Origin of the sequence: Haliea sp., assembly GCF_040221975.1 — a bacterium.
Taxonomy (GTDB): Bacteria; Pseudomonadota; Gammaproteobacteria; order Pseudomonadales; family Halieaceae; genus Haliea.
Genome location: NZ_JAVJWR010000019.1, coordinates 52,572 through 76,898, shown reverse-complemented (window position 1 = coordinate 76,898; position 24,327 = coordinate 52,572). Strand labels below are relative to the sequence as shown.

26 protein-coding genes are annotated in these 24,327 nt (G+C 64.8%); 16 read left to right on the top strand and 10 right to left on the bottom strand.

Annotated features, from left to right (window positions below):
- Positions 1–150: 150 nt before the first annotated feature.
- Complete coding sequence (locus RLO07_RS07920) at positions 151–951, top strand: sulfurtransferase (RefSeq protein ID WP_462291599.1); 801 nt, start codon at positions 151–153, stop codon at positions 949–951.
- Between the two features lie 3 nt (positions 952–954).
- On the opposite strand, the gene RLO07_RS07915 is transcribed toward RLO07_RS07920, so the two are convergent.
- From RLO07_RS07915 to RLO07_RS07890, 6 genes are all read right to left on the bottom strand, one after another.
- Positions 955–1,635 carry a pseudouridine synthase gene (locus RLO07_RS07915; protein WP_462291598.1) on the bottom strand — a complete coding sequence of 227 codons (681 nt, stop codon included), beginning with the start codon at positions 1,633–1,635 and terminating at the stop codon, positions 955–957.
- Positions 1,632–2,414: a pyridoxine 5'-phosphate synthase gene (locus RLO07_RS07910; protein ID WP_462291597.1), complete on the bottom strand. Its 783-nt coding sequence runs from the start codon at positions 2,412–2,414 to the stop codon at positions 1,632–1,634. Before RLO07_RS07910 ends, RLO07_RS07915 begins: the two co-directional genes overlap by 4 nt.
- Positions 2,411–2,986 carry a peptidylprolyl isomerase gene (locus RLO07_RS07905; RefSeq protein WP_462291596.1) on the bottom strand — a complete coding sequence of 192 codons (576 nt, stop codon included), beginning with the start codon at positions 2,984–2,986 and terminating at the stop codon, positions 2,411–2,413. Before RLO07_RS07905 ends, RLO07_RS07910 begins: the two co-directional genes overlap by 4 nt.
- Before the next feature lie 36 nt (positions 2,987–3,022).
- The gene (locus RLO07_RS07900) at positions 3,023–3,697 is read right to left on the bottom strand and encodes a TIGR04211 family SH3 domain-containing protein (RefSeq protein WP_462291595.1); all 675 of its coding nucleotides are present in this window, start codon (positions 3,695–3,697) and stop codon (positions 3,023–3,025) included.
- 62 nt (positions 3,698–3,759) lie between these two features.
- Positions 3,760–4,059, bottom strand: a complete 300-nt coding sequence (locus RLO07_RS07895) for a YciI family protein (RefSeq protein WP_462291594.1) — start codon at positions 4,057–4,059, stop codon at positions 3,760–3,762.
- A gap of 7 nt (positions 4,060–4,066) precedes the next feature.
- Positions 4,067–4,657: an inner membrane-spanning protein YciB gene (locus tag RLO07_RS07890; RefSeq protein WP_462291593.1), complete on the bottom strand. Its 591-nt coding sequence runs from the start codon at positions 4,655–4,657 to the stop codon at positions 4,067–4,069.
- A 103-nt stretch (positions 4,658–4,760) separates the two neighbouring features.
- Here RLO07_RS07890 and RLO07_RS07885 point away from each other — a divergent pair, with 103 nt between their 5' ends.
- The 5 genes from RLO07_RS07885 to rluB are packed head-to-tail and all read left to right on the top strand — an operon-like array spanning position 4,761 to position 8,731.
- Positions 4,761–5,624: a PHP domain-containing protein gene (locus tag RLO07_RS07885; RefSeq protein ID WP_462291592.1), complete on the top strand. Its 864-nt coding sequence runs from the start codon at positions 4,761–4,763 to the stop codon at positions 5,622–5,624.
- Complete coding sequence (locus RLO07_RS07880) at positions 5,621–6,244, top strand: L-threonylcarbamoyladenylate synthase (protein WP_462291591.1); 624 nt, start codon at positions 5,621–5,623, stop codon at positions 6,242–6,244. The genes RLO07_RS07885 and RLO07_RS07880 overlap by 4 nt, the downstream gene beginning before the upstream one ends.
- Before the next feature lie 39 nt (positions 6,245–6,283).
- The gene (locus RLO07_RS07875) at positions 6,284–7,129 is read left to right on the top strand and encodes a segregation and condensation protein A (RefSeq protein WP_462291590.1); all 846 of its coding nucleotides are present in this window, start codon (positions 6,284–6,286) and stop codon (positions 7,127–7,129) included.
- Between the two features lies 1 nt (position 7,130).
- Positions 7,131–7,817: an SMC-Scp complex subunit ScpB gene (gene scpB / locus RLO07_RS07870; protein WP_462291589.1), complete on the top strand. Its 687-nt coding sequence runs from the start codon at positions 7,131–7,133 to the stop codon at positions 7,815–7,817.
- Positions 7,814–8,731 (top strand): 23S rRNA pseudouridine(2605) synthase RluB, encoded by a 918-nt coding sequence (gene rluB / locus RLO07_RS07865; RefSeq protein ID WP_462291588.1) that lies wholly within the window; start codon positions 7,814–7,816, stop codon positions 8,729–8,731. The genes scpB and rluB overlap by 4 nt, the downstream gene beginning before the upstream one ends.
- A gap of 12 nt (positions 8,732–8,743) precedes the next feature.
- Here rluB and RLO07_RS07860 read toward each other — a convergent pair whose 3' ends face one another.
- From RLO07_RS07860 to RLO07_RS07845, 4 genes are read right to left on the bottom strand one after another with little or no spacing between them, the layout of a single operon-like run.
- A complete protein-coding gene (locus tag RLO07_RS07860; RefSeq protein ID WP_462291587.1) occupies positions 8,744–9,505 on the bottom strand; it encodes a YciK family oxidoreductase in 762 nt (253 codons plus the stop codon).
- A gap of 14 nt (positions 9,506–9,519) precedes the next feature.
- Complete coding sequence (locus RLO07_RS07855; protein WP_462291586.1) at positions 9,520–10,200, bottom strand: HAD family hydrolase; 681 nt, start codon at positions 10,198–10,200, stop codon at positions 9,520–9,522.
- Positions 10,197–10,913, bottom strand: a complete 717-nt coding sequence (ubiG, locus tag RLO07_RS07850) for a bifunctional 2-polyprenyl-6-hydroxyphenol methylase/3-demethylubiquinol 3-O-methyltransferase UbiG (protein ID WP_462291585.1) — start codon at positions 10,911–10,913, stop codon at positions 10,197–10,199. Before ubiG ends, RLO07_RS07855 begins: the two co-directional genes overlap by 4 nt.
- On the bottom strand, positions 10,910–12,241 hold the full coding sequence (locus RLO07_RS07845) for a TRZ/ATZ family hydrolase (protein ID WP_462291584.1): 1,332 nt from the start codon (positions 12,239–12,241) through the stop codon (positions 10,910–10,912). Before RLO07_RS07845 ends, ubiG begins: the two co-directional genes overlap by 4 nt.
- 287 nt (positions 12,242–12,528) lie before the next feature.
- On the opposite strand from RLO07_RS07845, the gene gyrA reads away from it, so the two are divergent.
- From gyrA to lapB, 10 genes are all read left to right on the top strand, one after another.
- Complete coding sequence (gyrA, locus tag RLO07_RS07840) at positions 12,529–15,096, top strand: DNA gyrase subunit A (RefSeq protein ID WP_462291583.1); 2,568 nt, start codon at positions 12,529–12,531, stop codon at positions 15,094–15,096.
- 39 nt (positions 15,097–15,135) lie between these two features.
- Positions 15,136–16,215: a 3-phosphoserine/phosphohydroxythreonine transaminase gene (gene serC / locus RLO07_RS07835; RefSeq protein ID WP_462291582.1), complete on the top strand. Its 1,080-nt coding sequence runs from the start codon at positions 15,136–15,138 to the stop codon at positions 16,213–16,215.
- A 16-nt stretch (positions 16,216–16,231) separates the two neighbouring features.
- A complete protein-coding gene (pheA, locus tag RLO07_RS07830; protein ID WP_462291581.1) occupies positions 16,232–17,350 on the top strand; it encodes a prephenate dehydratase in 1,119 nt (372 codons plus the stop codon).
- Between the two features lie 2 nt (positions 17,351–17,352).
- Positions 17,353–18,279 carry a prephenate dehydrogenase/arogenate dehydrogenase family protein gene (locus RLO07_RS07825; RefSeq protein WP_462291580.1) on the top strand — a complete coding sequence of 309 codons (927 nt, stop codon included), beginning with the start codon at positions 17,353–17,355 and terminating at the stop codon, positions 18,277–18,279.
- Positions 18,280–18,318: 39 nt separating this feature from the next.
- On the top strand, positions 18,319–19,623 hold the full coding sequence (aroA, locus tag RLO07_RS07820) for a 3-phosphoshikimate 1-carboxyvinyltransferase (protein WP_462291579.1): 1,305 nt from the start codon (positions 18,319–18,321) through the stop codon (positions 19,621–19,623).
- The gene (gene cmk / locus RLO07_RS07815) at positions 19,623–20,303 is read left to right on the top strand and encodes a (d)CMP kinase (protein WP_462291578.1); all 681 of its coding nucleotides are present in this window, start codon (positions 19,623–19,625) and stop codon (positions 20,301–20,303) included. The genes aroA and cmk overlap by 1 nt, the downstream gene beginning before the upstream one ends.
- Before the next feature lie 162 nt (positions 20,304–20,465).
- Positions 20,466–22,136 (top strand): 30S ribosomal protein S1, encoded by a 1,671-nt coding sequence (rpsA, locus tag RLO07_RS07810; RefSeq protein WP_462291577.1) that lies wholly within the window; start codon positions 20,466–20,468, stop codon positions 22,134–22,136.
- Positions 22,137–22,480: 344 nt separating this feature from the next.
- Positions 22,481–22,777, top strand: coding sequence for an integration host factor subunit beta (gene ihfB / locus RLO07_RS07805; RefSeq protein WP_462291576.1), 297 nt, complete (start codon positions 22,481–22,483; stop codon positions 22,775–22,777).
- 34 nt (positions 22,778–22,811) lie between these two features.
- Complete coding sequence (locus RLO07_RS07800) at positions 22,812–23,117, top strand: lipopolysaccharide assembly protein LapA domain-containing protein (protein ID WP_462291575.1); 306 nt, start codon at positions 22,812–22,814, stop codon at positions 23,115–23,117.
- Entirely contained in the window at positions 23,110–24,312 is a 1,203-nt protein-coding gene (gene lapB, locus RLO07_RS07795; RefSeq protein WP_462291574.1) for a lipopolysaccharide assembly protein LapB, read from the top strand. Before RLO07_RS07800 ends, lapB begins: the two co-directional genes overlap by 8 nt.
- The last annotated feature ends 15 nt before the right edge of the window (positions 24,313–24,327 follow it).

Genomic DNA, 24,327 nt, shown 5'->3' with positions numbered 1-24,327 from the left:
TAGTACAGTCGCCGGTCACTGGCAGCAGTGTCCGCCTTTTGTTCAGTGCCAGTGCGGCCTGCCGGTAGCACTCGCGCCGTCCGGCGCTCGCGGCTACACTGCCGGTTCCAGGCGGACACCTGGCCGTCAGATTGCGGGGAGTAATGCATTGTGCTGGATACGGAGGAACTGGTTGCCGGAGTGGATGCTGTCATCATCGATTGCCGGTTTGTGCTGGGCAAGCCCGGGGCCGGGTACGAGCAATACCTTGCCGGCCACATTCCCGGCGCGCATTACCTGCACCTGGAGGATGATCTTTCCGGGCCCGTGGCTCGCCACGGCGGGCGTCACCCGCTGCCCGACCCCGGTACCCTGGCGGCGAGGCTCGCGGGTCTGGGCATTGGCCTGGAAACGCCAGTGGTGGCCTACGACGATTCCCGCTTCGCCTTCGCTGCCCGGTTCTGGTGGCTGCTGCGGGCGCTGGGCTATCGGCCGCCCAGCTTGCTGAATGGCGGTTATCAGGCCTGGGTGGCCGCGGGGGGTGCCGTGGCAACGGATGTACCATCGCCCCGACCCTGTCCCCAGCCCGCCGTTGGCGGCTATGCGGGCTGTTGTGACATTGGCGAGCTGGCACAATTGCAGGCTGCCGGGGCAGTCCTGCTTGATTCCCGCGAGCCGCGCCGCTATGCCGGTCTGGAGGAGCCCATTGATCCGGTAGCGGGCCATATTCCGGGCGCCCTCAATGTGCCCTGGCAGCGTGTCAGTGATGAGCGGGGCCACTTGCGCGATCCAGCTGCCCTGGCGGAACACTTTGCCGCGGTTCCCGGGGGGGCGCCGCGGATAGTGTACTGCGGCTCCGGGGTCACCGCCTGCGTCAATCTGTATGCCCTGGCACAGCTGGGGGACAACGGCGCCCTGCTCTACCCGGGCAGCTGGTCCGATTGGTGCAGTTATCTGGCATCCCCGGACTGACGTTCAGAAGTCCGCCGGGCATGCCTCCTGCAGCCAGGCACCGGTGACAGGATGGGTGAATCCAAGCTCGGTGGCGTGCAGCAGCAGACGCGGTGACAGCGCCAGCGCTGCCTCGTGGGCGTACATGTCGCAGCCGAGAATGGGGTGGCCGAGTTCGCGGCAGTGGATGCGCAGCTGATGCGAGCGGCCAGTCTGTGGTGTCAGTTGCAGCCGGGTACGATCCGGTCCGCGCTCCAGCACCTCGAACCAGGTGATCGCCTCGCGGCCGGTTGCATGGCAGATCTTCTGCAGTGGCCGCCGTTCCCAGTCACTGACGATGGGGAGGTTGATTTCGCCACTGTCGGCTGTGACCACCCCCCAGACGACCGCCTCGTACTGCTTGTAGACCAGCCGTTCCTGGAACTGGCGGCTGATGTGGGCGTGGGTGGGCTTGTCCAGCGGCACGACCATGATCCCGGAGGTGTCCAGATCGAGGCGGTGAACGATGCTGGCACTGGGGAAGTCCTGCTGCAGCCGGGTTACCAGGCAGTCCCTGTTGAGGATGTGGCGCCCCGGTACGCTCAGCAGCAGGTGGGGTTTGCGGACCAGCAACAGGTGCTCGTCCTGATACAGGATGTGGATGGGCTCCTGGCTGTGAGGGACCAGATAAGGCGGCAGTTCCTCGTCCATGTTGGCCCGGCTCATGCAGCCGGTGCTGGTACGGTTTTGCCGAGGGCGCGCTGATAGGCGGCGACAGCACGGGCCAGGCCCATGCTCAGGGCGTCGACGGTCAACGCGTGGCCGATGGACACCTCCAGCAAACCCGGGACCCGGGTAAAGAGCGGCAGGTTGTGCAGGTCCAGGTCGTGGCCGGCATTCAGACCCAGCCCGACCTCCGCGGCCACTTCGGCCGCCTCGATATAGCGCTGCAGTACCGCATCCACATCCTGGCCGGTGGCAAAGGCGCGGGCAAAACTTTCCGTGTACAGCTCGATACGGTCGGTGCCGGTCTGGGCTGCGAGGCGTATCTGCTCCGGGTCCGGGTCCATGAACAGGCTGGTGCGGATCCCCAGGGCCTGCAGCTCCTGCACCAGGGGCGCAACGGTGTCGCCGTCGCGCTTGAGGTCAAATCCGTGGTCGGAGGTGAGCTGGTTGTCGCCATCGGGCACCAGGGTGCACTGGGCCGGGCGGATTTCCCTGACCAGGGCCATGAAACCCGGGTAATCACTGACGCCCTGCCGGTCGCTCTTGCGCGGGCCAGTCATGGGGTTGCCTTCGATATTGAATTCAACGCTCAGCATGGCGGCCAGGTCGTGGCAGTCCTGCACCCGGATGTGGCGCTGGTCGGGCCGTGGATGCACGGTGATCCCGTCGGCCCCCGCGTCGATGCAGATCTGCGCGTGCCGCGGGATGTCCGGGTTGCGGGTGTCCCGGGAGTTGCGGATCAGGGCTATTTTGTTCAGGTTGACGCTAAGGGCGGTCATGGCAGGGACTTGCGGACAATTTCGGTGATGACGATCGGCTCTGCCGGGACGTCGCGGTGGCCATTGAGAGTCTGCACCGGGCTGGAGGCAATGTAGTCGACCACCGCCATGCCGTCCGTCACTTCACCGAAGACGGTATACCCCTCCTGCCCGGGTGACCAGTCCAGCCTCAAATTGCTGCGCTGGTTGATGAAAAACTGCGCCGCGGCCGAGTCCGGGTCGCCGGTCCGGGCCATGGCGATAGTGCCGCGCACATTGTGCAGGCGGTTGCGCGACTCATTGACGATGGGTGCCCCGGTCTCCTTTTCGGTCATGTCGGGCAGGAAACCGCCGCCCTGGATCATGAAGTTGGGGATCACGCGGTGGAAAATGGTGCCGTTGTAGTGGCCCGCGTCCACATAGGCGAGGAAGTTGGCCACGGTGATCGGTGACTTGTCGGGGAACAGGCGCAGGGTGATCTCGCCCTCGTTGGTCTTGATCACCACCTGCGGGTTGGGCAGCGGCGTTTCCTCTGCCCTTGCCCCTGACAGGGGCAGCAGAAACAGCAGGGCCAGGCTCAGGGCGCGAAACATGGTCAGGTCCTCTCGTTGCAGGTTGTTGGGCGGCTCTCAGCCCCAGCCGTCATTGCGCCGGCGCTTGGGCCAGAGACGGGGTGCCACCAGGGTGATGACAACCCCCAGCAGCACTGCCAGGGCCCCGTCCAGGAACGCGCTGCTGCGCAGGTTCTCCTGCAGCCGCTGGTTCTCGGCGCCGAGCATGTCGGCCTCGGCACGCAGGTTTTCGGCTTCTTCCACCAGGCGCCGGTTGTCCGCATCCAGCTGCAGCGAGCGCCCGGAAATCTGTTTCAGCTGCGCCAGTTCCTCGGTCAGGGCCTGCAGGGAGCTGTCGGCGCTGTCGACGTCGCCCTCCAGCTCAGTGCGCACGGCCTTCAGTTCGGCCAGTTCCCGGGCCAGCTCCGCGTTTTCCGCAGCCAGCTTTTCGGCTCGCGCGACCGCCTGCTCGACCTGGTTCCTGGCCGGAAGTTCGGCCATCAGATGCTGGGTTCGAACCCAGCCGCTGGTACCGCTCCCGGTGGTGACTTCGGACCACTCCCCGTCTTCCGAAACACGACTGACGGTTAGCCGGGTACCCGAGGGAATACCGCGGTGGACGATGCGAAATTCGTTGCCCGCGCCACTGCGTACGGGGACATACTGTGTGTCACTGATATAGCGCACGTCCTGTGCCTGCACTGTCTCGGTGAGCAGCAGGGCCAGCAGGGAGATGATCAGGGTGTACCGCAAAACGCTGTCCTTTTTGGCGGGGCTGAAGATAAAGCTGGCGAGTTTACCACGCTGTCGCGGCTTCAGGGCAGCACCCGTTTGTAGGGTTTGACCGTGACCCGGCGGAACACGCCGGCGTCGACGTAGGGATCCGAGTCGGCCCAGGCGGTGGCGGCCTCCAGGCTTGCAAACTCGGCGATGATCAGGCTGCCGGTGAAGCCGGCTTCACCCGGGTCTTCGGTATCCAGGGCCGGGTGCGGGCCGGCGACCAGCAGGCGCCCCTCGTCCACCAGCTGCTGGATCCGCGCCAGGTGCGCCGGGCGTGCCCGCTGGCGCAGGGGCAGGCTGTTGTCGACGTCTTCACAGAGAATCGCGTAAAGCATCCGTTCGCTACTCCTGGTTGCTGGCGGGCTGTTCTTTCAGGTGCGGCGCAACCATCCACGCGGTCAGGCCGCTCAGAACCACTGTGAACAGTATGGCAGAGTACATTTTGTAGCTGACCCAGGTGGCCTCGCTGTAGCCGTAGGCGACCACCAGATTGAGGGCCCCGACGACAGTGAAGTGGGCTACCCAGAGCAGGTTGAGCCGGGCCCAGATCCGGTGTGGCAGCTGGATCTGGCTACCCAGGGTGCGCTCCATCAGGTTGCGTTGGCCGATGAACTGGGAGGCGCCAAAAACCAGTGCCAGCACCCAGTTGAAGATGGTCGGCTTCCACATGATGAACATTTCGTTGCGCAACAGCAGGGTCAGGGCGCCGAAACCGCAGGCGGCAAGGCCGACCCAGAGCAGGCGCTTCTCCAGGTGCCGGGTCAGTGCCCAGGTGGCAAGCACCTGGATCACGGTGGCAATCATCAACACCGCGGTTGCGCTGAAGATGCCGTCCACCGTATGGCTCCAGCCGTACAGGGACACGGTGTCGCCGTCCATCTGGTAGACGATGAAAAACAGGGCGATGGGAACGAATTCCAGTAGTTGTCTCATGAAAAATGACCTGGCTCCAGCGTGTTACGATGGGTGTAAGGGTCGGCACTGCCGGGCCCGCATCAGGCCATAACAGTTGCAGCGATCACGGAGTGTAGAGTTTGTGCTGATTGACTTCCACACCCACAGCACCGCGTCGGACGGCGCTCTGAGCCCCGAGCAGCTGGTGGACAGGGCGCGCAGCCGGGGTCTCCGCCTGTTTGCCATCACCGATCATGACACCGTGAGCGGCTACGAGGCCGCGGCAGCCTATTATAGCCCCTGTGACGGGGAAATGAGCCTGGTGGCGGGATTGGAATTTTCCTGTGTCTGGTCCGGGGCGACCATTCACGTGGTGGGCCTCGGGGTGGATTGCGCCCACCCGGTTCTTGAGCAGGGCCTGGCGCGACTGGCAATTGCCCGTTGCGACCGGGGCGAGGTGATCGCTGAGCGGCTGGCGAAACTCGGTTTTCCGGGGAGCCTGGAGGGTGCCCTGCTGGAAGCGGGCGAGAGCCAGCTGGGGCGGCCGCATTTCGCGGCCTGGATGGTGGCGCAGGGCCATGTCGCGGACACGGGTGCGGCTTTTGACCGCTACCTGGGTCGGGGCAAGCCCGGGGACGTGAAGGCCTTCTGGCCGGCGCTGACGGAGGTGACAGAGTGGATTGTCGCGGCCGGGGGGGTTGCCGCGCTGGCCCATCCGCTCAAGTACAAGTTGACCCGCAGCAAGCTGCAGCGGCTGGTGGTGGACTTCAGGGACGCCGGTGGCCAGGCTCTGGAGGTGATCAATGGTCGCCAGACGCCGGACCAGACCCGGCAGCTGTGCCGGCTGGCGCTGGAATATGGACTGGAAGTGTCCATTGGCAGTGATTTTCACCGGGACAGCCCCTGGGGCCCGGAACTGGGTGTAGAATTGCGCCACCTGGGCAATCTGCGCGGCGTATGGGAGCGCTGGCTGCCCGCTACCCGCTCACCAGGAGAAGCATCGTGAGCCAGTTCTTCCAGATTCACCCCGACAACCCGCAGGCCCGGCTGGTCCGCCAGGCCACGGACATCATCCGTGCCGGCGGGGTGGTGGTCTACCCCACCGACTCCGCCTATGCCCTCGGCTGCCAGATCGGCGACAAGGCCGCGCTGGACCGGATTCGCCGTATTCGTCGCCTCGACGATCGCCACAACTTTACCCTCGTGTGTCGCGACCTTTCCGACATCGCCAACTACGCCAAGGTGGACAACACGGCCTATCGGCGGCTCAAGGCCAGTACGCCAGGCCCCTACACCTTTATCCTGCGCGCGACCTCAGAGGTGCCGCGGCGCCTGATGCACCCCAAGCGCAAGACCGTGGGCCTGCGCATCCCCGACAATGCGGTCGCGATGGCCCTGCTGGCGGACCTCGGCGAGCCACTGATGAGTGTGACCATGATCATGCCCGGAGACGAGCTGCCGCTCATCGATCCCTACGACATCCGCGAGCTGCTGGAGCATGAAGTCGACCTCGTTGTCGACGGCGGCTACTGCGGCCTCGAGCCCACTACCGTGGTCGACCTGGTGGATGACGTGCCGGTAATCCTGCGGGCGGGCAAGGGCGATGTGACCCCATTTGAGTCCTGATCGGGTATACTCGCGTCCTTGATGAGTACAGGAAGCCCCGTGAACGATACGCCGCCGGTAACACCCCCTGCAGGCACTGAAGCCGCTGCCGCCCAGCGCCCGCAGCAGGGGGAGATGCCGTTTGCGGTTGTCCTGGGCAAGGCCATGACCGAGCTGCCCAGGGATCTCTATATCCCGCCGCAGGCGCTGGAAGTGTTTCTGGAAGCCTTCGAGGGACCGCTGGACCTGCTCCTGTACCTGATCCGGCGCCAGAATCTGGATATCCTCGAGATCGACGTCTCCGAAATTACCGCCCAGTACATGCGCTATGTCGAGCTCATGGATGCCATGCAGTTCGAGCTGGCGGCCGAGTACCTGCTGATGGCGGCGGTGCTGGCGGAGATCAAGTCGCGCATGCTGCTGCCCCGGGCCACCAGTGTGGAGGAGGATGAAGAGGATCCCCGGGCACAGCTGATCCGCCGCCTGCAGGAGTACGAGCGCTTCAAGAAGGCCGCGGAAGACATTGAGGAACTGCCGCGGCTGGAGCGGGATACCTGGGTGGGCAGCGCCGAGCCGCCGGATCTTGACCGGGCACGACCCGATCCCGATGTGGACATGCGCGAGCTGCTGCTGGCCCTGAGCGAGGTGCTGCGCCGCGCGGACATGTTCGAGAGCCACCACATCCAGCGCGAGGCCCTGTCCACCCGGGAGCGCATGTCGGAGGTGCTGGAAAAGCTCGCGGGGCGTCAGTTCGTCCCCTTTGTGGCACTTTTTTCCGCGAAGGAGGGCCGTCTGGGAGTGGTGGTGACCTTCCTCGCGGTGATGGAACTGATCAAGGAGTCCCTGGTGGAGATTGTGCAAACCGAGAATTTTGGCCCGATCCATGTCAAGGCAAGGTCCGAGTAAGATGGCGGAAACCGATTCCACCCTGGTGCAGATTGTCGAGGGCGCGCTGTTGGCGGCTGGCCGGCCGCTGACCCTGGCCCAGCTGGGGGAGCTGTTTGAAGAGCATGAACGGCCGGCGCCCGCAGATATCCGCGAGGCCCTGGCGGCAGCGGGCGAGCGCTGTGCGGACCGCGGCTATGAGCTGCGCGAGGTCGCCAGCGGATTCCGCTTTCAGGTGCGCCAGTCCCTGGCACCCTGGGTGGCGCGCCTGTGGCAGGAGCGGCCGCAGAAATACTCCCGTGCCCTGTTGGAAACGCTGTCACTGATCGCCTATCGCCAGCCCATTACCCGCGGTGAAATCGAGGAGATCCGCGGCGTGGCGGTCAGTTCCAACATCATCAAGACCCTGCACGAGCGCGAGTGGATCCGCGTCGTCGGCCATCGCGATGTGCCCGGTCGCCCCGCCATGTACGCCACCACCCGCCAGTTTCTGGACTATTTCAATCTCAAGAACCTGGACCAGTTGCCGGCGCTGGCGGAGATTCGCGACCTGGAGACCCTGAACGCCGAGTTGGGCTTCAACGATCCCCTGGAGGCCGCCGTCATTGATGCCGGCCTCCTGGACACGCCTGCAGCCACGGAAGTCGAGCCAGTCGCTGACGCCGCTGCCAGTCATGAACCGCCACCCGACCCGGAACAAATCCATTGAGCAAACGCAAGCTTGAAGCCCCACCGGCAGCGCAGGTTGCTCCCGGAGCGACCACGGTCCCCGGGGAGAAACTGCAGAAAGTCCTGGCCCGCACCGGCCTGGGTTCGCGCCGCGAGATGGAGCGCTGGATAGAAGAGGGCCGCGTGGAGGTGGAGGGCAAGCGCGCCTCGCTGGGCGACCGGGTGAGCGAGCGCGACCGCATCAGCATCGATGGCAAGCCGCTGGAGCCCGTGCCGGCTGAACAGACCCGCTGTATCCTCTACCACAAGCCCACCGGCGAGGTCTGCAGCCGCAAGGATCCGCAGGGCCGGCGCACGGTATTCGAGCGCCTGCCCAAGATCAAGTCCGGGCGCTGGATCTCCATCGGCCGCCTCGACTTCAATACGTCCGGCCTGCTGCTGTTCACCACGGATGGCGAGCTCGCCAATGCCCTGATGCACCCCTCTGCCAATATCGAACGCGAGTACATGGTGCGGGTGATGGGGGCGGTGGACGAGGATGTCCTGGCACGCCTGCTGGAAGGGGTGATGCTGGACGACGGCGTTGCCCGCTTCACCGATATCCAGGACGGTGGCGGCGACGGTATCAACCACTGGTACTACGTGGTCTTGATGGAGGGCCGCAATCGCGAGGTACGGCGGCTGTGGGAGTCCCAGGGGCTGACGGTCTCGCGCCTGAAGCGGGTGCGCTACGGCAACGTGTTTATCCCCTCCAAGGTCAAGCAGGGCCAGTGGGCGGAGATGGAGCCGAAGGAAGTGAAGGCCTTGTACCAGCTGGCCAAACTGGAGCCGAAAAAGGTCAAGCGCAACACGATCAAGGAAAAGGAAGTCATGGAGCGCCAGTTCGGCAAGCGCAAGGGACCGGTGCCCACCGCGCCCGGCCGACGCTCACCGCGCAAACCGGGCAAGAGATAGGTCGACCCGGGCTCAGGCCCGGGCGTTCAGGGCCTGCCCGGTCACGCCGAGACTGTCGTTGCCCATCAGGTACAGATAGGCCGGCATGAGATCCTGCGGCGCAGGATTGACGGTGGGGGTTTCCGCCGGGTAGGCGCTGCGGCGCATGGCCGTGTTGGTGGCGCCGGGGTTGAGGCTGTTGACCCTGATTCTCGACGTGTTCTCCAGTTCGTCCGCAAGCACCTGCATCAGCCCTTCGGTGGCGAACTTCGATACCGCGTAGGCCCCCCAGTAGGCGCGACCGCGGCGGCCGACGCCGGATGAGGTAAAGACAATCGAAGCCTGCGGCGCCTGTTCCAGCAGCGGCAGCAGGGCCCTGCTCAGCAGGAACTGGGCGTTGACATTGACCTGCATCACTTCCGCCCAGGCGGGCCAGGTCGCACTGGCGATCGGGCGCCGCTCCCCCAGCAGGCTGGCATTGTGCAGCAGTCCATCGAGGTGCCCGAAAGTGCTGTCCATGGCCTCTGCCAGGTTGGCATAGTCAGCTTCGCTGGCAGTGGCGAGATCCAGCGGAAACAGGGCGGGCTGGGCACCGCCAGCGGCTTCGATGGCGTCGTATACTGCTTCCAGTTTGGCCAGGGTGCGCCCCAGCAGGATGACGGTGGCGCCGTGGGCCGCATAGCTTTCGGCGGCGGCGCGGCCGATGCCGTCGCCGGCGCCGGTGACCAGGATCACCTTGCCTTGCAGCAGATCTTGCGCGGGGCTGTAGTCGGTGGGTATGACGGGACTGTGCATGGTTGCTCCGGTGCTCAGTGGGGGGCCAGGATCAGGCCCTGCAGTTGCGTGCTGCAGTCGACGCTGGCATCCGCACCCCAGAGGGCCGGATCGTCGTCGGCTTCAATGTAGCCGTACAGGGCCGCAATAGTGAACATGCCCGCGCGCAAACCAGCCTCGATGTCGCGCTGGTGGTCACCGACGTAGATCGCCTGCTGCGGCTCACAGCCCAGCTCGCGACAGTTGCGCAGCAGTGATTCCGGGTGCGGCTTGCGCTCGCTGACATCATCGGGGCAGACCAGACTGCCCAGTGGCGGTTGCAGCGCAAGCCGCTCCAGCAACGGCGCGGCATAGGCGCGGGGCTTGTTGGTGGAAACGCCCCAGCCGATGCCGCGCGCTGCCAGCTCTGCGAGCAAGGCTTCGATACCGGGGTAGGGCCGCGCACTGCTGCCCAGCACTTCGCCGTACAGCTCCAGCAGTCGCAATCGCTGCTGCTCAAAGACCGGATCGGTTTCCACAGTGCCCAGGGCCAGGGTAACGAGGGCGCGGGCGCCATTGGATACGCTGGCGCAGATGCGTGCTGGCTCCAGCGGCGGCAGGTCATGTTCCGCGCGCAGCGCCTGTACCACCACCACGAACTCGCTGGCGGTATCCACCAGGGTGCCGTCGAGGTCGAATATGACCGCCCTGAGCGCGGCCGGGTCCGGCCGCGTCATGGCGCAGCCGGTTTCACGGCCCGCACCATGTAGTTCACCGACACGTCCCGGGGGTGCAGCCGATACTGCTTGCTGAAGGGGTTGTAGACCAGGCCGGTCATGCCCTCCAGGCTCAGTCCTGCCGCCCGGATCCAGGCCGCCAGTTCCGAGGGCTTGATGAACTTGCTGTATTCGTGGGTGCCGGCGGGCAGCAGCTGCAACACATACTCGGCGCCGACAATGGCAAAGGCAAAGGCCTTGGGATTGCGGTTGATGGTGGAGAAGTAGAGCGAGCCACCGGGTGCTGCCAGCGCCGCGCAGGCCGCGACTATCGCGGCCGGGTCGGGTACATGCTCCAGCATCTCCAGGCAGCAGACCACCTCGTAGTGGCCGGGCTGCTCCGTGGCCAGGTCCTCTGCCGTGGTCTGGCGGTAGTCCACCTCGACACCGGACTCGAGTTGATGGATGCGCGCCACCGCCAGCGGTGCCTCGCCCATGTCGATGCCGGTGACCCGCGCACCGCGATGGGCCATGGACTCCGCCAGGATGCCGCCACCACAGCCCACATCCACCAGGGTCTTGCCGGCCACCGCTGAATGTTCGTCAATGTAGTTGGCCCGCAGGGGATTGATGTCGTGCAGGGGCTTGAATTCGCTGTTGCGGTCCCACCAGCGCGAGGCCAGCGCCTCGAACTTGGCGATTTCCCCGGGGTCGACGTTCGCTCGTGCGGTCATGCGCTTGTTCCTGTCATCCGTTGTTGCCAGTGGCCGATACGTTGGCTCAGGGCGTCGAGATCAAAACCGGTCAGCTGCCGCTCGCGCAGTCGCAGCTCGCCGCCGATCCAGCTGTGGGTCACCTGGCTGCCGTTGCAGGCATAAACGAGCTGCGAGAGCGCGTTGTAAAGAGGCTGGGTTTCCGGGCCGCCCAGATCCACCGCGATCATGTCGGCCAGCTTGCCGGGCTCCAGGCTGCCGATCTGCTCCTCCAGGCCCAGGGCGCGGGCGCCGCCCAGGGTCGCCATGGTCAGGGCCTCCGCGGCGGGCAGGACGCTGGCGTCGCCGCTGTTCAGCTTGGCCAGCAGTGCCGCGGTCTGCATTTCTCCGAACAGGTTGAGGTCGTTGTTGCTGGCGGCGCTGTCGCTCCCCAGCGCGACATTGACGCCGGCGGCCAGCAATTTGTGCACCGGGCAGCTGCCGGAAGCCAGTTTCATGTTGGACTGGGGGCAGTGCACCACATGGGCGCCGGTCTCGGCGAGCAGGGCGATGTCCTGGTCGCCGATGTCGGTCATGTGCACACACTGGGTGCGTGGCCCCAGCAGGCCCAGGCGGTGCAGGGTGTCCAGAGGCCGTTCACCGTTGGCTTCCACTGCCTGCAGCACTTCGCCGCGGGTCTCGTGCAGGTGAATCTGTACCGGCGCATCCAGCTCCGCGGCGAGGGTGGCGACGCGGGCCAGGGTGGGCTGGCTGACCGTGTAGGGCGCATGGGGGCCGAAGCCGAGCGTGACCAGCTCGCTGTGCTTGAGGGTGTCCCGCAGCGCCAGGCCCTTGCTGATGTATTCATCGGCATCCCGGGCCCAGGGCGTGGGGAAGTCGAGGATGGGGAAGGTGATCTGGCAGCGCATGCCCCGGGCCTGGGCGATCCGGGCGCAGGCATCGGGGAAGAAGTACATGTCGGAAAAAGTGGTGGTGCCGGCGCGCAGCATCTCGGCAATGGCCAGCTCCACCCCGTCGCTGACGAACGCATCGCTCACGTGCCGCCCCTCGGCGGGCCAGATGTGCTGTTCCAGCCAGGGTGCCAGTGCCAGGTCGTCGGCATAGCCCCGCAGCAGGCACATGGCCGCGTGGCCATGGGCGTTGACCAGGCCGGGGAGCAGCGCGTGGTCAGCCAGCTCGAAGACCTCCCGGGCGACGATATGGGCGGTCTCTGACCGCGGCAGGATGGCGACGATGCGGCCGCCACTGATTGCCAGGCTGTGGCCGGTGAGCACGGCGCCAGCAGGCACGACGGGTACGATCCAGCCCGGGTGGATTAGGGTGTCGACGGTGTCTGGTAGCGCGGTCATGAAGCCTCGATCCGGGATTGTCGTGAACGCTGTCGGCGCCCGCTGCAGGCAGGTTCTGGCCGCCGCAACTCGCGAGCGGGCCAGTATAACCGGAAATCCCCGATCACTGCCCGAACGGCCGCCAAAATCTGCAAAAACATGGCCACAACCACCCTTCTCCCGTATAATTCCGGGTTTGCGCCGGACGCTGGCTGATGCCTGCAGCCGGCCTCCGGGCACCTGTCCGGAGACGTTCCGCGCACCGTACCCGGAACGCTCAACGCGGTCATACAAGGAAGCTGTGGTACATGGGTGAATTAGCCAAGGAAATTCTTCCCGTCAACATCGAGGACGAGCTCAAGCAGTCCTACCTCGATTACGCCATGAGCGTGATCGTGGGCCGCGCCCTCCCGGATGTGCGCGATGGCCTGAAGCCGGTGCACCGGCGCGTGCTGTTTGCGATGAACGAGCTCAACAACGACTGGAACAAGGGCTACAAGAAGTCGGCCCGCATCGTCGGTGACGTGATCGGCAAGTACCACCCCCACGGCGACTCGGCAGTCTATGACACCATCGTGCGCATGGCCCAGTCCTTTTCCATGCGCTACATGCTGGTGGACGGCCAGGGCAACTTCGGCTCGGTTGACGGCGATTCCGCGGCCGCCATGCGCTACACCGAAATCCGCATGCGCAAGATCTCCCACGCGATCCTCGCGGACCTGGACAAGGAAACGGTCGACTTTGTCGACAACTACGATGGCACCGAGCGGATTCCGGCAGTCATGCCCACCCGGGTGCCCAACCTGCTGATCAACGGCTCCTCCGGGATCGCGGTCGGCATGGCCACCAACATTCCCCCGCACAACCTGCGCGAAGTGGTCAGCGGGTGTCTGGCCCTCATGGGCAATCCGGACATGACGGTCGACGAGCTCATGGACCATATTCCGGGGCCGGATTTCCCCACCGGCGCCACCATCAATGGTCGCGCAGGCATCATCCAGGCCTACCGCACCGGTCGCGGCCGCATTTATGTGCGGGCCAAGGCCGAGGTGATCCGCGAGGAGAGCAAGGGCCGCGACGTGATCATCATTCACGAGCTGCCCTACCAGCTGAACAAGGCGCGCCTGATCGAGCGCATTGCCGAGCTGGTCAAGGAAAAGAAGATCGAAGGCATTTCCGAGTTGCGCGACGAGTCCGACAAGGACGGCATGCGGGTGGTCATCGAATTGCGCCGCGGCGAAATCGGCGATGTGGTCCTCAACAATCTCTACGCCCAGACCCAGCTGCAGGCGGTGTTTGGCATCAACATGGTGGCCCTGGTCGACGGCCAACCCAAGCTGCTGAATCTGAAGCAGATCCTGGAAGCCTTTATCCGCCACCGCCGCGAGGTGGTAACCCGGCGCACGGTCTACCTGTTGCGCAAGGCTCGCGAGCGCGGTCACCTGCTGGAAGGCCTGGCCGTGGCGCTGGCCAATATCGACCCGATCATCGAGCTGATCAAGGCCTCCCCGAGCTCCTCCGAGGCGAAAGAGGGGCTGATTGCCCGTTCCTGGTCGCCGGGGGAGGTGACTGCCATGTTGCAGCGCGCGGGCGACGACGCCTGCCGTCCGGATGAACTGGAGCCGCAGTACGGGCTTCACGAGGGGCAGTACTTCCTGTCCCCGGCCCAGGCCCAGGCCATACTCGATCTGCGCCTGCACCGCCTGACCGGCCTCGAGCATGAAAAGCTGCTCAACGAGTACGACGAGAAGCTGCGCGAAATCGCCGATTATCTGGAGATCCTCAACGATCCCGATCGCCTCAAGCTGGTGATCCGCGAAGAGCTGGAAGCCATCGTCACCGAGTTTGGCGACGACCGCCTGACCGTTATCAGCGCCTCCCAGCACGACCTGACCGTGGAAGACCTGATCACCGAGGAAGACCGGGTGGTCACCATCTCCCATGGCGGCTACGCCAAGACCCAGCCCCTGTCCGATTACCAGGCCCAGCGCCGTGGCGGCACCGGGCGCACCGCCACTGCGGTGAAGGACGAGGATTTCGTCGAGCACCTGCTGATTGCCAGCACCCACGCCACCATCCTCTGCTTCACCAACATGGGCAAGGTGTACTGGTTGAAGGTCTACCAGATCCCGCTGGCGGGGCGCAACTCCCGCGGCCGGCCCATGGTCAACCTGCTGCCGCTGGAGGATGGCGAACGGGTCACGTCCATCCTCCAGGTCAACGAATATACCGAAGGCTGGTTTATCTTCATGGCCACTGCCAACGGCACGGTGAAGAAGACCGCGCTGACCGCCTTCTCCCGTCCGCGCAGTGTCGGCCTGCGGGCCCTGGCGCTTGATGAGGGCGACGTGCTGATCGGCACCGCCATCACCGACGGCACCTGCGACGTGATGCTGTTTTCCAGCGAGGGCAAGGCTGTGCGGTTCCGCGAGGAAGATGTACGCGACCTGTCACGCACCGCCCGCGGCGTGCGTGGCATACGTCTCGGCGAAGGTCATCAGCTGATCTCTATCATTGTCCCGCGCGAGGGCGGGCGTATCCTGACCGTGAGCGAGAACGGCTACGGCAAGCGCACCGACGCGGCCGAGTTCCCGACCAAGGGTCGCGGCAACAAGGGCGTTATCGCCATGTCCACCAGCGCCCGCAACGGCCGCCTGGTCGGCGCCGTACAGGTGTTTGATGGCGACGAGCTGATGCTGATCTCCAACCAGGGCACCCTGGTCCGCACGCGGGCCGAAGAGGTGTCCGTGCTGGGCCGGAACACCCAGGGTGTGCGCGTGATCCGCACCCGGCCGGATGAATTCCTGGTCAGCTGCGAGCGTATCGCCGAACCGGAAATCGATGTGACTGAAGGGGCCGAAGACGCCACGGAATGAGGCGTTCGGCACTCCCTGCAACCTGAGGAAATATCCGCAATGACGCGCTTGTACAACTTTTGCGCCGGCCCCGCTGCCCTGCCGGTGCCGGTGCTGGAAACCGCCCGCAATGACATGCTGGACTGGCACGGCCGCGGCCTGTCGGTGATGGAGATGAGCCATCGCAGCAAGGAGTTTGTCGGTATTGCCGAACAGGCGGAGGCGACCCTGCGGGCGCTGCTGGCGATACCGGATGACTATGCAGTCCTGTTTCTGCAGGGCGGCGCCAGCACCCAGTTTGCCGCAGTGCCTCTGAACCTGATGCCGGAAGGCGGTGCTGCCGATTACCTCAACACCGGTCAGTGGTCGAAGAAGGCGATCGCCGAGGGCAAGCGTTTCGGTACCGTCAGGGTTGCCGCCAGCGCCGAGGATACCAATTTCAGTACCATCCCCCCCCGCGACAGCTGGCAGCTGTCCGCGGACGCTGCCTATTTTCACTACACACCCAACGAGACCATCGGCGGGGTTGAGTTTCACTGGGTACCCGAGGTGGCGGCGCCGCTGGTGGCGGATATGTCCTCGACGATTCTATCGCAGCCGCTGGATGTCTCCCGGTTCGGGGTGATCTACGCCGGCGCGCAGAAGAACATTGGCCCGGCGGGCCTCACCCTGGTGATTGTGCGCCGCGAACTGCTGGGCCGCTCGCGCCCGGGTTGTCCGGCCATGCTGGACTGGAAAACCGCGGCCGACAACGACTCCATGTACAACACGCCGCCGACCTTCGCGCTCTACCTGGCCGGCCTGGTCTTTGCCTGGCTCAAGGATCTTGGTGGTCTTGGGGCGATGGCTGCAAGCAACCGCCGCAAGGCGGAGAAACTGTATGCCGCCATCGACGACAGCGCCTTCTATTCCAACCCGGTGGAGATCCCCAGTCGCTCGTTGATGAACGTGCCCTTTACCCTGGCCGATGCAGACCTGGACAAGGTCTTCCTGCAGGAAGCGGAGGCCGCTGGGCTGCTGAATCTGGCCGGCCATCGCTCGGTGGGTGGCATGCGCGCCAGCCTCTACAATGCGGTGCCGGAGGCAGCGGTGGATGCCCTGATCGCATTCATGCGGGATTTCGAGCAACGCAAGGGCTGAGGCGGCGGGCAGGTTGATGGCAGATACCAGGGATCTCGACCAGGTCAGGGCGGACATCGACGCCATCGACCGGGAAATCCAGGCGCTGATCCAGCGTCGCGCCGGTTGTGCCCAGCGTGTTGCCGAGATCAAGCTGGCGGAAGTGCTGGCGGCGCAGGAGCGCGGCGAACCGGTGGCCGAGGTGGTCTTCTACCGGCCGGAGCGGGAGGCCCAGATCCTGCAGCGGATTATCGACCGCAACGAAGGCCCCCTGACAGGGGCTGCGATTGCGCACATTTTCCGCGAGGTGATGTCCGCCTGCCTGGCGCTGGAGCGGCCGCTGCAGGTGGCCTATCTCGGTCCCGAGGGTACCTTTACCCAGGCTGCGGCGCTGAAGCATTTCGGCCACGCCGCCATCTGCGTACCCCAGAACACCATCGACAGCGTGTTCTCCCAGGTTGAGTCCGGTGAATGCAACTACGGTGTGGTGCCGGTGGAGAACTCCACCGAGGGCATGGTCAGTCATACCCTGGACAACTTCATGGACTCGCCGCTGAAGATCTCCGGCGAAGTGGAGATGCGCATCGTCCACCATCTGCTGGTAGCTCCCGGTACCGGGGAGGAATCCATCACCCGCATCTGTGCCCACCAGCAGGCGCTGGCCCAGTGTCGCAATTGGCTCGACAGCCACTGGCCGAAAGTTGAGCGCGAGGCGGTCAGCAGCAACGGTGAAGCCGCCCGGCTGGCGGCGACCACCCCGGGCATGGCTGCCGTCGCGGGTGACATGGCCGCGGAGCTGTACCAGCTGGAAAAACTCGCCGAGCATATCGAGGACTACCCGGACAATACCACCCGCTTTCTGGTGGTGGGGCGCGAGGAAGTGCCTCCCAGCGGCCGTGACAAGACCTCCCTGATTGTCTCCAGTCGCAACAAGCCTGGCGCCCTCTTCACCCTGCTGGACCCTTTCCGTCGCGCCGGCGTCAGCCTGACCCGGATCGACACCCGGCCCTCGCGCACGGAGAAGTGGGCCTATGTCTTTTTCATTGAGTTCGAGGGCCACATGCAGGATGCAGCCATCCGTGGCATTGTCGCCGATCTCGAGGAGCAATCCATCCTCCTGAAACCGCTCGGGTCCTACCCGCGGGCTGTGCTGTAGTCGTGGCTGAGTCAGGGTCAGAACGGCAAGCCAGCAGCCCCACCGTCGTCGTGCTGGGACTGGGCCTCATCGGTGGCTCCCTGGCCGCGGCATTGCGTGGCAACGGTTTTTGCCGGCGCTGCATCGGCTGGGGTCATCGCAAGGCCTCCTTGCAGCGGGGAGTGGAGCTGGGTATTATCGACAGCTACACCCTGGATCTTGAAGCGGCGGTCGATGCCGCCGATATTCTGGTCATCGCCACGCCGACTCTGGTGGCGGCGCAGATGCTGGAGCGAATCCTGCCGCGTCTGCAGGGCCGCGCCCAGCCGCCGGTTATCACCGACGTCGCCAGCGTCAAGGGCAACCTGCAGAGCACCGCCGAAGCCGTATGGGGCGGCATGCCGCCGCGACTGGTGCTGGGTCATCCGATCGCCGGGTCCGAGCGCAGCGGTGTCGATGCCGCCGATGCCGGTCTGTTTCTGCATCATCGGGTCATCCTGACGCCGGTACCGGGCAACGATGCCTCGGCTGTGGAGCTGGTGCGCGCCATGTGGGCCAGTACTGGCGCCGAGGTCGTCGACATGGCGGTGGCTGAGCACGATCGGGTGCTGGCCGCCACCAGCCACCTGCCGCACGTGCTCGCCTACGCCCTCGTGGATGCGCTCGCCCGGAGCGATGCCAGCGCCGACATCTTCCGCTTTGCCGCCGGCGGTTTTCGCGACTTTACCCGCATCGCCTCCAGTGACCCGGTCATGTGGCGGGATATCGCCATTGCCAACCGGCCGGCACTGCTGCAGGCTATCGACCTGTTCAGCGACCATCTGCAGGAGCTGCGTGCGGCCATTGACCAGCAGCAGTCGGATGCCTTGCTGGAGACCTTCAGTCGGGCCAAGGATGCCCGCGATGCCTTTGCCGCGGAGCTTGCCGCCCGCGGCCAGCGGCCCGCCTGAACCCGGCGATCCCCAACCCCGAGAGAGAAGAGACCAGCCATGGAATTCCAGTTACTGCCCGGCGGTGTCATCAGCGGCGAAGCGCGGGTGCCCGGGGACAAATCCATCTCCCATCGCTCGATCATGCTCGGCGCTCTCGCCAAGGGTACAACGCGGGTCAGCGGCTTCCTCGAAGGTGAAGATGCCCTGGCGACCGTGGCGGCATTCCGCGCCCTGGGCGTGGTCATCGACGGTCCCGAGGATGGAGAAGTGGCTGTGCACGGTGTTGGCCTGCACGGTCTGCAGGCGCCTGCGGCACCACTGGACATGGGCAACTCGGGCACCAGCATGCGGCTTATTGCCGGTCTGCTGGCGGGGCAGGGGTTCGACAGCGAGTTGACCGGCGATGCATCCCTGTGCAAGCGGCCGATGGGCCGGGTGATCGAGCCGCTGCGCCTGATGGGCGCGAGTATTGAGGGTACAGCCGAGGGCAGGCCGCCGCTGCGGATTCGCGGTGGCCAGGCACTGCACGGCATTCACTACGACCTGCCCATGGCCAGCGCCCAGGTCAAGTCCTGTGTCCTGCTGGCGGGTCTGTACGCCGGGGGCAGTACCTCGGTGACTGAACCGGCGCCCACTCGCGACCACACCGAGCGCATGCTGCGCGGCTTCGGCTACAGCGTGGCCACAGAGGCCGGGATAATCAGCCTGGAGGGTGGCGGCCGCCTGCAGGCGGCGGAGATCGATGTGCCTGCCGATATTTCCTCGGCGGCATTTTTCCTGGTCGCGGCCAGTATCGCGCCGGGGTCCGACCTGCTGCTGACCCACGTCGGCATCAACCCCACTCGCGATGGAGTCATCACCATTTTGCGGCTGATGGGCGCCGACATTACCCTGAAGAACCATCGCGAGGTGGGCGGCGAGCCCGTTGCGGACATCCGCGTGCGCCACGCGCCGCTACAGGGTATCGAGATCCCCCGCGAGCAGGTGCCACTGGCCATCGATGAGTTCCCCGCCCTGTTCATCGCCGCGGCTTGCGCCAGTGGCCGCACCGTCCTGCGCGGCGCCGAGGAGCTGCGGGTGAAAGAGAGCGACCGCATCGCCGCCATGGCGGCGGGCCTGGACACCCTGGGCGTGCACAACGAGGTGCTGGAGGACGGCATCATCATTGACGGTGGTGCTCTGGGTGGCGGTGTCATCCACACCTGTCACGACCACCGCATCGCCATGTCCTTCGCCATAGCGGCCCTGCGTGCGAGCGCCGAGATTCGCATCCTCGATTGCGACCCTGTCGCCACCTCGTTTCCCGGCTTCGACGCCCTGGCGCGGGGACTGGGCCTGCAGATTTCGGCCCGGGTCGACTGATGCCCCGGCTGTCAGTAATCACGGTCGATGGCCCCAGCGGTGCCGGCAAGGGCACCCTCAGCCACCTGCTGGCGGATACCCTGCACTGGCATTTCCTCGATAGCGGTGCCCTGTATCGCGTGACCGGCCAGGCCTGCGTGATGGAGGGGGTGTCCTGGGAGGATGCGGCAGCGGTGACGGAAGTGGCCCGGCACCTGCAGGTTGAATTCTTTACCGACGGCAACGGCGAGGTGCGCGTGTTGTATAAGGGTACTGACGTCAGCCGGGAGATCCGCACCGAAGAGGGCGGCCGCGGCGCCTCAACGGTGGCCGCCATTCCCGCGGTCCGCGAGGCCCTGCTGCAGCGCCAGCGCGAGTTCCTGCGGCCTCCGGGCCTGGTCGCCGACGGTCGCGACATGGGTACGGTGGTGTTTCCCGATGCGCCGCTGAAGATCTTCCTGACTGCCAGCAGTGAGGAGCGCGCCCGGCGCCGATACCGGCAGTTGCTCGAAAAGGGGGAAAATGTTAGTCTCCCGCGCCTTCTTGAGGATATCGAGGAGCGGGATGCGCGCGACAGTAGCCGCTCCGTCTCCCCGCTGGTCCCCGCTGAAGACGCCATTGTCATCGACAGCAGCCACATGCCGATTGCCGATGTGTTTGCCGCAGTCATGGCAGCGGCGCGTGAGAGAGGCCTGGCCTGAGCTCATCGCCGTCGCCTGGTGTGACGAAAATGGTTTTGCAAGCACTGCTCCCGACGCCGGTTCCAGAAGTGGCACGGGGGTGGTTTAAACTGGATGACCCGTGCCAGCTGGAGGCATGGCAAGGCGGATTTCCGCCGTAATCTCACTGACAGGTAATGTGTAATGAGCGAATCCTTCGCTGAACTCTTTGAAGAAAGCTTGAAAACTGTCGAAATGGAGCCCGGTAGCATTGTCACCGGTGTGGTCATCGACATCGATAACGAGTGGGTCACCGTCCACGCAGGCCTGAAGTCTGAAGGCGTGATTCCTCGTGCCCAATTCCTCGACGCCGCCGGCAACTGTTCGCTGAGCATTGGCGATGAGGTCCAGGTCGCCCTGGAAACCGTGGAAGACGGTTTCGGCGAGACCAAGCTGTCCCGCGAGAAAGCCAAGCGCGCCGAGTCCTGGAAAGAGCTCGAAGCTGCGCACGAGGCGGACGAAGTGGTCAAGGGTGTCATCAACGGCAAGGTCAAGGGTGGCTTTACCGTCGATATCAACACCATCCGCGCGTTCCTGCCCGGCTCGCTGGTCGATGTGCGCCCGGTTCGCGATACTGCGCACCTGGAAAACAAGGAACTCGAATTCAAGGTCATCAAGCTGGACCAGAAGCGCAACAACGTGGTGGTTTCCCGCCGTGCGGTGATGGAAGCGGCCAACAGCGTCGAGCGCGAAGCCCTGCTGGAGTCCCTGCAGGAAGGCATGTCCGTCAAGGGTATCGTCAAGAACCTCACCGACTACGGCGCGTTCGTGGATCTGGGTGGCGTCGATGGTCTGCTGCACATTACCGACATGGCCTGGAAGCGCATCAAGCACCCCTCCGAGATTGTCGAAGTGGGCCAGGAAATCGACGTCAAGATCCTCAAGTTCGACCGCGAGCGCAACCGCGTGTCACTGGGCCTCAAGCAGCTGGGCGAGGATCCGTGGGTGGAAATCACCAACCGCTACCCCGAGGGCAGCCGGGTCAAGGCCCGCGTCACCAACCTCACTGACTACGGCTGCTTTGCCGAGCTGGAAGAGGGCGTGGAAGGCCTGGTGCACGTGTCCGAGATGGATTGGACCAACAAGAACGTGCACCCCTCCAAGATCGTCCAGCTGGGTGACGAAGTGGAAGTCATGGTGCTGGATATCGACGAGGAGCGTCGCCGCATCTCGCTGGGTATCAAGCAGTGCCAGCAGAACCCCTGGGATGCTTTCGCCTCCCAGTACAGCAAGGGCGACAAGATTGCCGGCAGCATCAAGTCGATTACCGACTTCGGCATCTTCATCGGCCTGGAAGGCAACATCGACGGCCTGGTACACCTGTCCGACATCAGCTGGAACGAAGCTGGCGAGGAAGCGGTGCGCAACTACAAGAAGGGCGATGAAATCGAGACGGTTATCCTCTCCATCGACCCCGAGCGTGAGCGTATCTCCCTGGGTATCAAGCAACTCGAAGACGATGCCTTCTCCGGCTACGTGGCCGAGAATGATCGCGGATCCATCGTCACTGGCGAAGTTGTCGACGTCGACGCCAAGTCGGTCACTATCAAGCTGGCGGACGAGGTCGAGGGTATCCTCAAGGCCTCCGATATCAGTCGCGACAAGGTGGACGATGCTCGCAGCCTGTACAAGGTCGGTGACAGCGTCGAAGCCAAGATCATCTCCGTCGACCGCAAGAACCGCGGCCTGGCACTGTCCATCAAGGCCAAGGATTTCGACGACGAGAAAGATGCGGTCAAGTCGCTGAAGGAGCAGGAGGACACATCCTCCGCCACTACCATCGGCGACCTGATCAAGGCGCAGATGGAAAAGTAACCACCTCACGGCAGGAGCCCGCGCCGCGGGCGGCGGCCCATTGTGGGAGCCCGCTCCGCGGGCGACGGCCCATTGTGGGAGCCCGCTCTGCGGGCGATCGCGCATTGTGGGAGCCCGCTCTGCGGGCGATCGCCCATTGTGGGAGCCCGCTTTGCGGGCGATCGCGCAGAGACTGCGCTCCCACAAAGACTGCGCTCCCAAAGCACAAGGCTCACCCTCGGGTGGGCCTTTTTTCGTTATAAAATAACAAGTTGCGCTATTGTCCCGGCAGCGTCACAATGGCCGAAAAGGGCGCGCTGTGCGCCCGTGGCCGAGCTTAAAAAAAGTGCAGGGGCGGAGGCACAATGACCAAAAGTGAATTGATCGAGGCAATCGCTGCACGGCAGACCCAACTGTCGCTGAAAGACGTGGAACTCGCGATCAAAACCATTCTCGAACACATGTCGGAAGCGCTGGCGACGGGAGAGCGTATCGAGATCCGTGGCTTTGGGAGTTTTTCCCTGCACTACCGCGAGCCCCGTCGCGGCCGCAATCCAAAGACCGGAGATACGGTCGAGCTCACGGGCAAGTATGTGCCCCACTTCAAGCCGGGCAAGGAGTTGCGCGAACGCGTCAACCTGGGACTGCAGGCAGGGTTCTGAGCGGGACTTGGGAAGGAAGTCGGGGGACAGGCATATGAACGTGTTGCGCAAGGTGGTTTCCCTGCTGGTGATTCTGGCGATGCTGGCAGCGGGCGTGCTGTTTGCCCTGCAGAATCACCAGCCGATCGGTCTCGATCTGCTGGTCCATGAATTCGCGCCGCGGAGTCTCTCTCTGTGGCTGCTGGCGGCACTTGCGTTGGGTGGCGTGTTGGGGCTGCTGGTATCGAGCGTCATTATTCTGAGGTTGCGCGGTCGGCTGGCGATCGCGCAGCGCAAGCTCGACAAGTGCAAGGTGGAACTGGATCGGTTGCGGGTCGCCGGAATCAAAGACGGTGACTGATCTGCTGGTTTTCCTGCTGCTGTTTGCCGCTATCGGCATTGGCTGGTGGTTGGGAAGGCGCAGCGTTCGCATCGCCACCACGGATCTCCCCGGCCAGTATTACAAGGGCCTGAACTACCTGCTGGATGGCCGCCCGGACGGTGCGGTGGACGCATTTATCAATGCCCTGGAAGTCAACACCGAAACCCTGGAGACCCACATTGCCCTGGGTAACCTGCTGCGCAAGCGTGGCGAGGTGGACCGCGCCATCCGTATTCACCAGAACCTGCTGGCCCGGCCCAGCCTGCCCCGGCAGCAGGTGCACCAGGCCCACCTGGAGCTCGCCCGGGATTATATCAGTGCCGGCCTGTTTGACCGGGCGGAGCGGCTGTTGCTGGACCTGGTCAAGGATTCCCCGGAACAGCGCCGGGCCAGCCAGCGTCATCTGCTGGAGATCTTTCAGAGCCAGCGCGAGTGGGCCAATGCCATTCAGGTCGCTACCGCGTTGTTGCCGCGCAAGTCACTGCTCAGCCAGACCGGGCCCGCCCCGCTTGGCGCCAGCCGCCAGCCGGTCGCGGTGGCGCTGGCGCACTACCACTGTGAGCTGGCAGCGGAGCTGCTCAAGCAGGGGAATATCCAGGGTGCTCGCAAGGAGCTGCAGCAAGCCCTGGTCCACGACCGGCTCTGCGTGCGCGCCTCGTTGATGATCGGCGAGCTGGAGTGCCAGGCCGGCAATTACCGCCAGGCCGTCAAGGCCCTGCGCAAGGTCAGGCAGCAGGACCCGGAGTATATTCCCGAAACCATACCGACGCTGCAGGAGGCGTATCGGCAACTGGGAGAGGAGCAGACTCTGCGCCAGTACCTGGAAGAGTGTCTGCAGGCGACTCCCGCAGCGCCGCTGGTACTGGCGGTGGCCGACGACATACGCAGCACCAGTGGCGACCAGGCGGCGGCGACATTCCTGTCGGCGCAGCTGGCAAAATATCCGTCCCTGCGTGGCCTGTCACGCCTGATCGGTTTGCAGATGAACAATACCGAAGGTCAGATAAGGGATAATCTCAGTCTGCTGGAGCGCCTGGTAGAGCGCCTGCTCGCCGAGCGTCCGACCTATCGCTGCAGTCACTGCGGTTTCGCTGGCCGCCAACTGCACTGGTTCTGCCCCGGCTGCAAGCACTGGGGCACCGTAAAATCCATCCGCGGCAACCGTGTCGACTGATAGCGGCCCGCGCAA

Excerpts from the sequence above, each read along its gene's own strand:
- rpsA (WP_462291577.1), top strand. The coding sequence starts at position 20,466 with ATGAGCGAATCCTTCGCTGAACTCTTTGAAGAAAGCTTGAAAACTGTC.
- serC (WP_462291582.1), top strand. The coding sequence starts at position 15,136 with ATGACGCGCTTGTACAACTTTTGCGCCGGCCCCGCTGCCCTGCCGGTG.
- RLO07_RS07915 (WP_462291598.1), bottom strand. The coding sequence starts at position 1,635 with ATGAGCCGGGCCAACATGGACGAGGAACTGCCGCCTTATCTGGTCCCT.
- aroA (WP_462291579.1), top strand. The coding sequence starts at position 18,319 with ATGGAATTCCAGTTACTGCCCGGCGGTGTCATCAGCGGCGAAGCGCGG.
- RLO07_RS07905 (WP_462291596.1), bottom strand. The coding sequence starts at position 2,986 with ATGTTTCGCGCCCTGAGCCTGGCCCTGCTGTTTCTGCTGCCCCTGTCA.
- RLO07_RS07845 (WP_462291584.1), bottom strand. The coding sequence starts at position 12,241 with ATGACCGCGCTACCAGACACCGTCGACACCCTAATCCACCCGGGCTGG.
- RLO07_RS07860 (WP_462291587.1), bottom strand. The coding sequence starts at position 9,505 with ATGCACAGTCCCGTCATACCCACCGACTACAGCCCCGCGCAAGATCTG.
- RLO07_RS07800 (WP_462291575.1), top strand. The coding sequence starts at position 22,812 with ATGAACGTGTTGCGCAAGGTGGTTTCCCTGCTGGTGATTCTGGCGATG.
- ubiG (WP_462291585.1), bottom strand. The coding sequence starts at position 10,913 with ATGACCGCACGAGCGAACGTCGACCCCGGGGAAATCGCCAAGTTCGAG.
- RLO07_RS07895 (WP_462291594.1), bottom strand. The coding sequence starts at position 4,059 with ATGCTTTACGCGATTCTCTGTGAAGACGTCGACAACAGCCTGCCCCTG.
- RLO07_RS07890 (WP_462291593.1), bottom strand. The coding sequence starts at position 4,657 with ATGAGACAACTACTGGAATTCGTTCCCATCGCCCTGTTTTTCATCGTC.
- gyrA (WP_462291583.1), top strand. The coding sequence starts at position 12,529 with ATGGGTGAATTAGCCAAGGAAATTCTTCCCGTCAACATCGAGGACGAG.
- cmk (WP_462291578.1), top strand. The coding sequence starts at position 19,623 with ATGCCCCGGCTGTCAGTAATCACGGTCGATGGCCCCAGCGGTGCCGGC.
- RLO07_RS07910 (WP_462291597.1), bottom strand. The coding sequence starts at position 2,414 with ATGACCGCCCTTAGCGTCAACCTGAACAAAATAGCCCTGATCCGCAAC.
- RLO07_RS07855 (WP_462291586.1), bottom strand. The coding sequence starts at position 10,200 with ATGACGCGGCCGGACCCGGCCGCGCTCAGGGCGGTCATATTCGACCTC.
- ihfB (WP_462291576.1), top strand. The coding sequence starts at position 22,481 with ATGACCAAAAGTGAATTGATCGAGGCAATCGCTGCACGGCAGACCCAA.
- scpB (WP_462291589.1), top strand. The coding sequence starts at position 7,131 with ATGGCGGAAACCGATTCCACCCTGGTGCAGATTGTCGAGGGCGCGCTG.
- pheA (WP_462291581.1), top strand. The coding sequence starts at position 16,232 with ATGGCAGATACCAGGGATCTCGACCAGGTCAGGGCGGACATCGACGCC.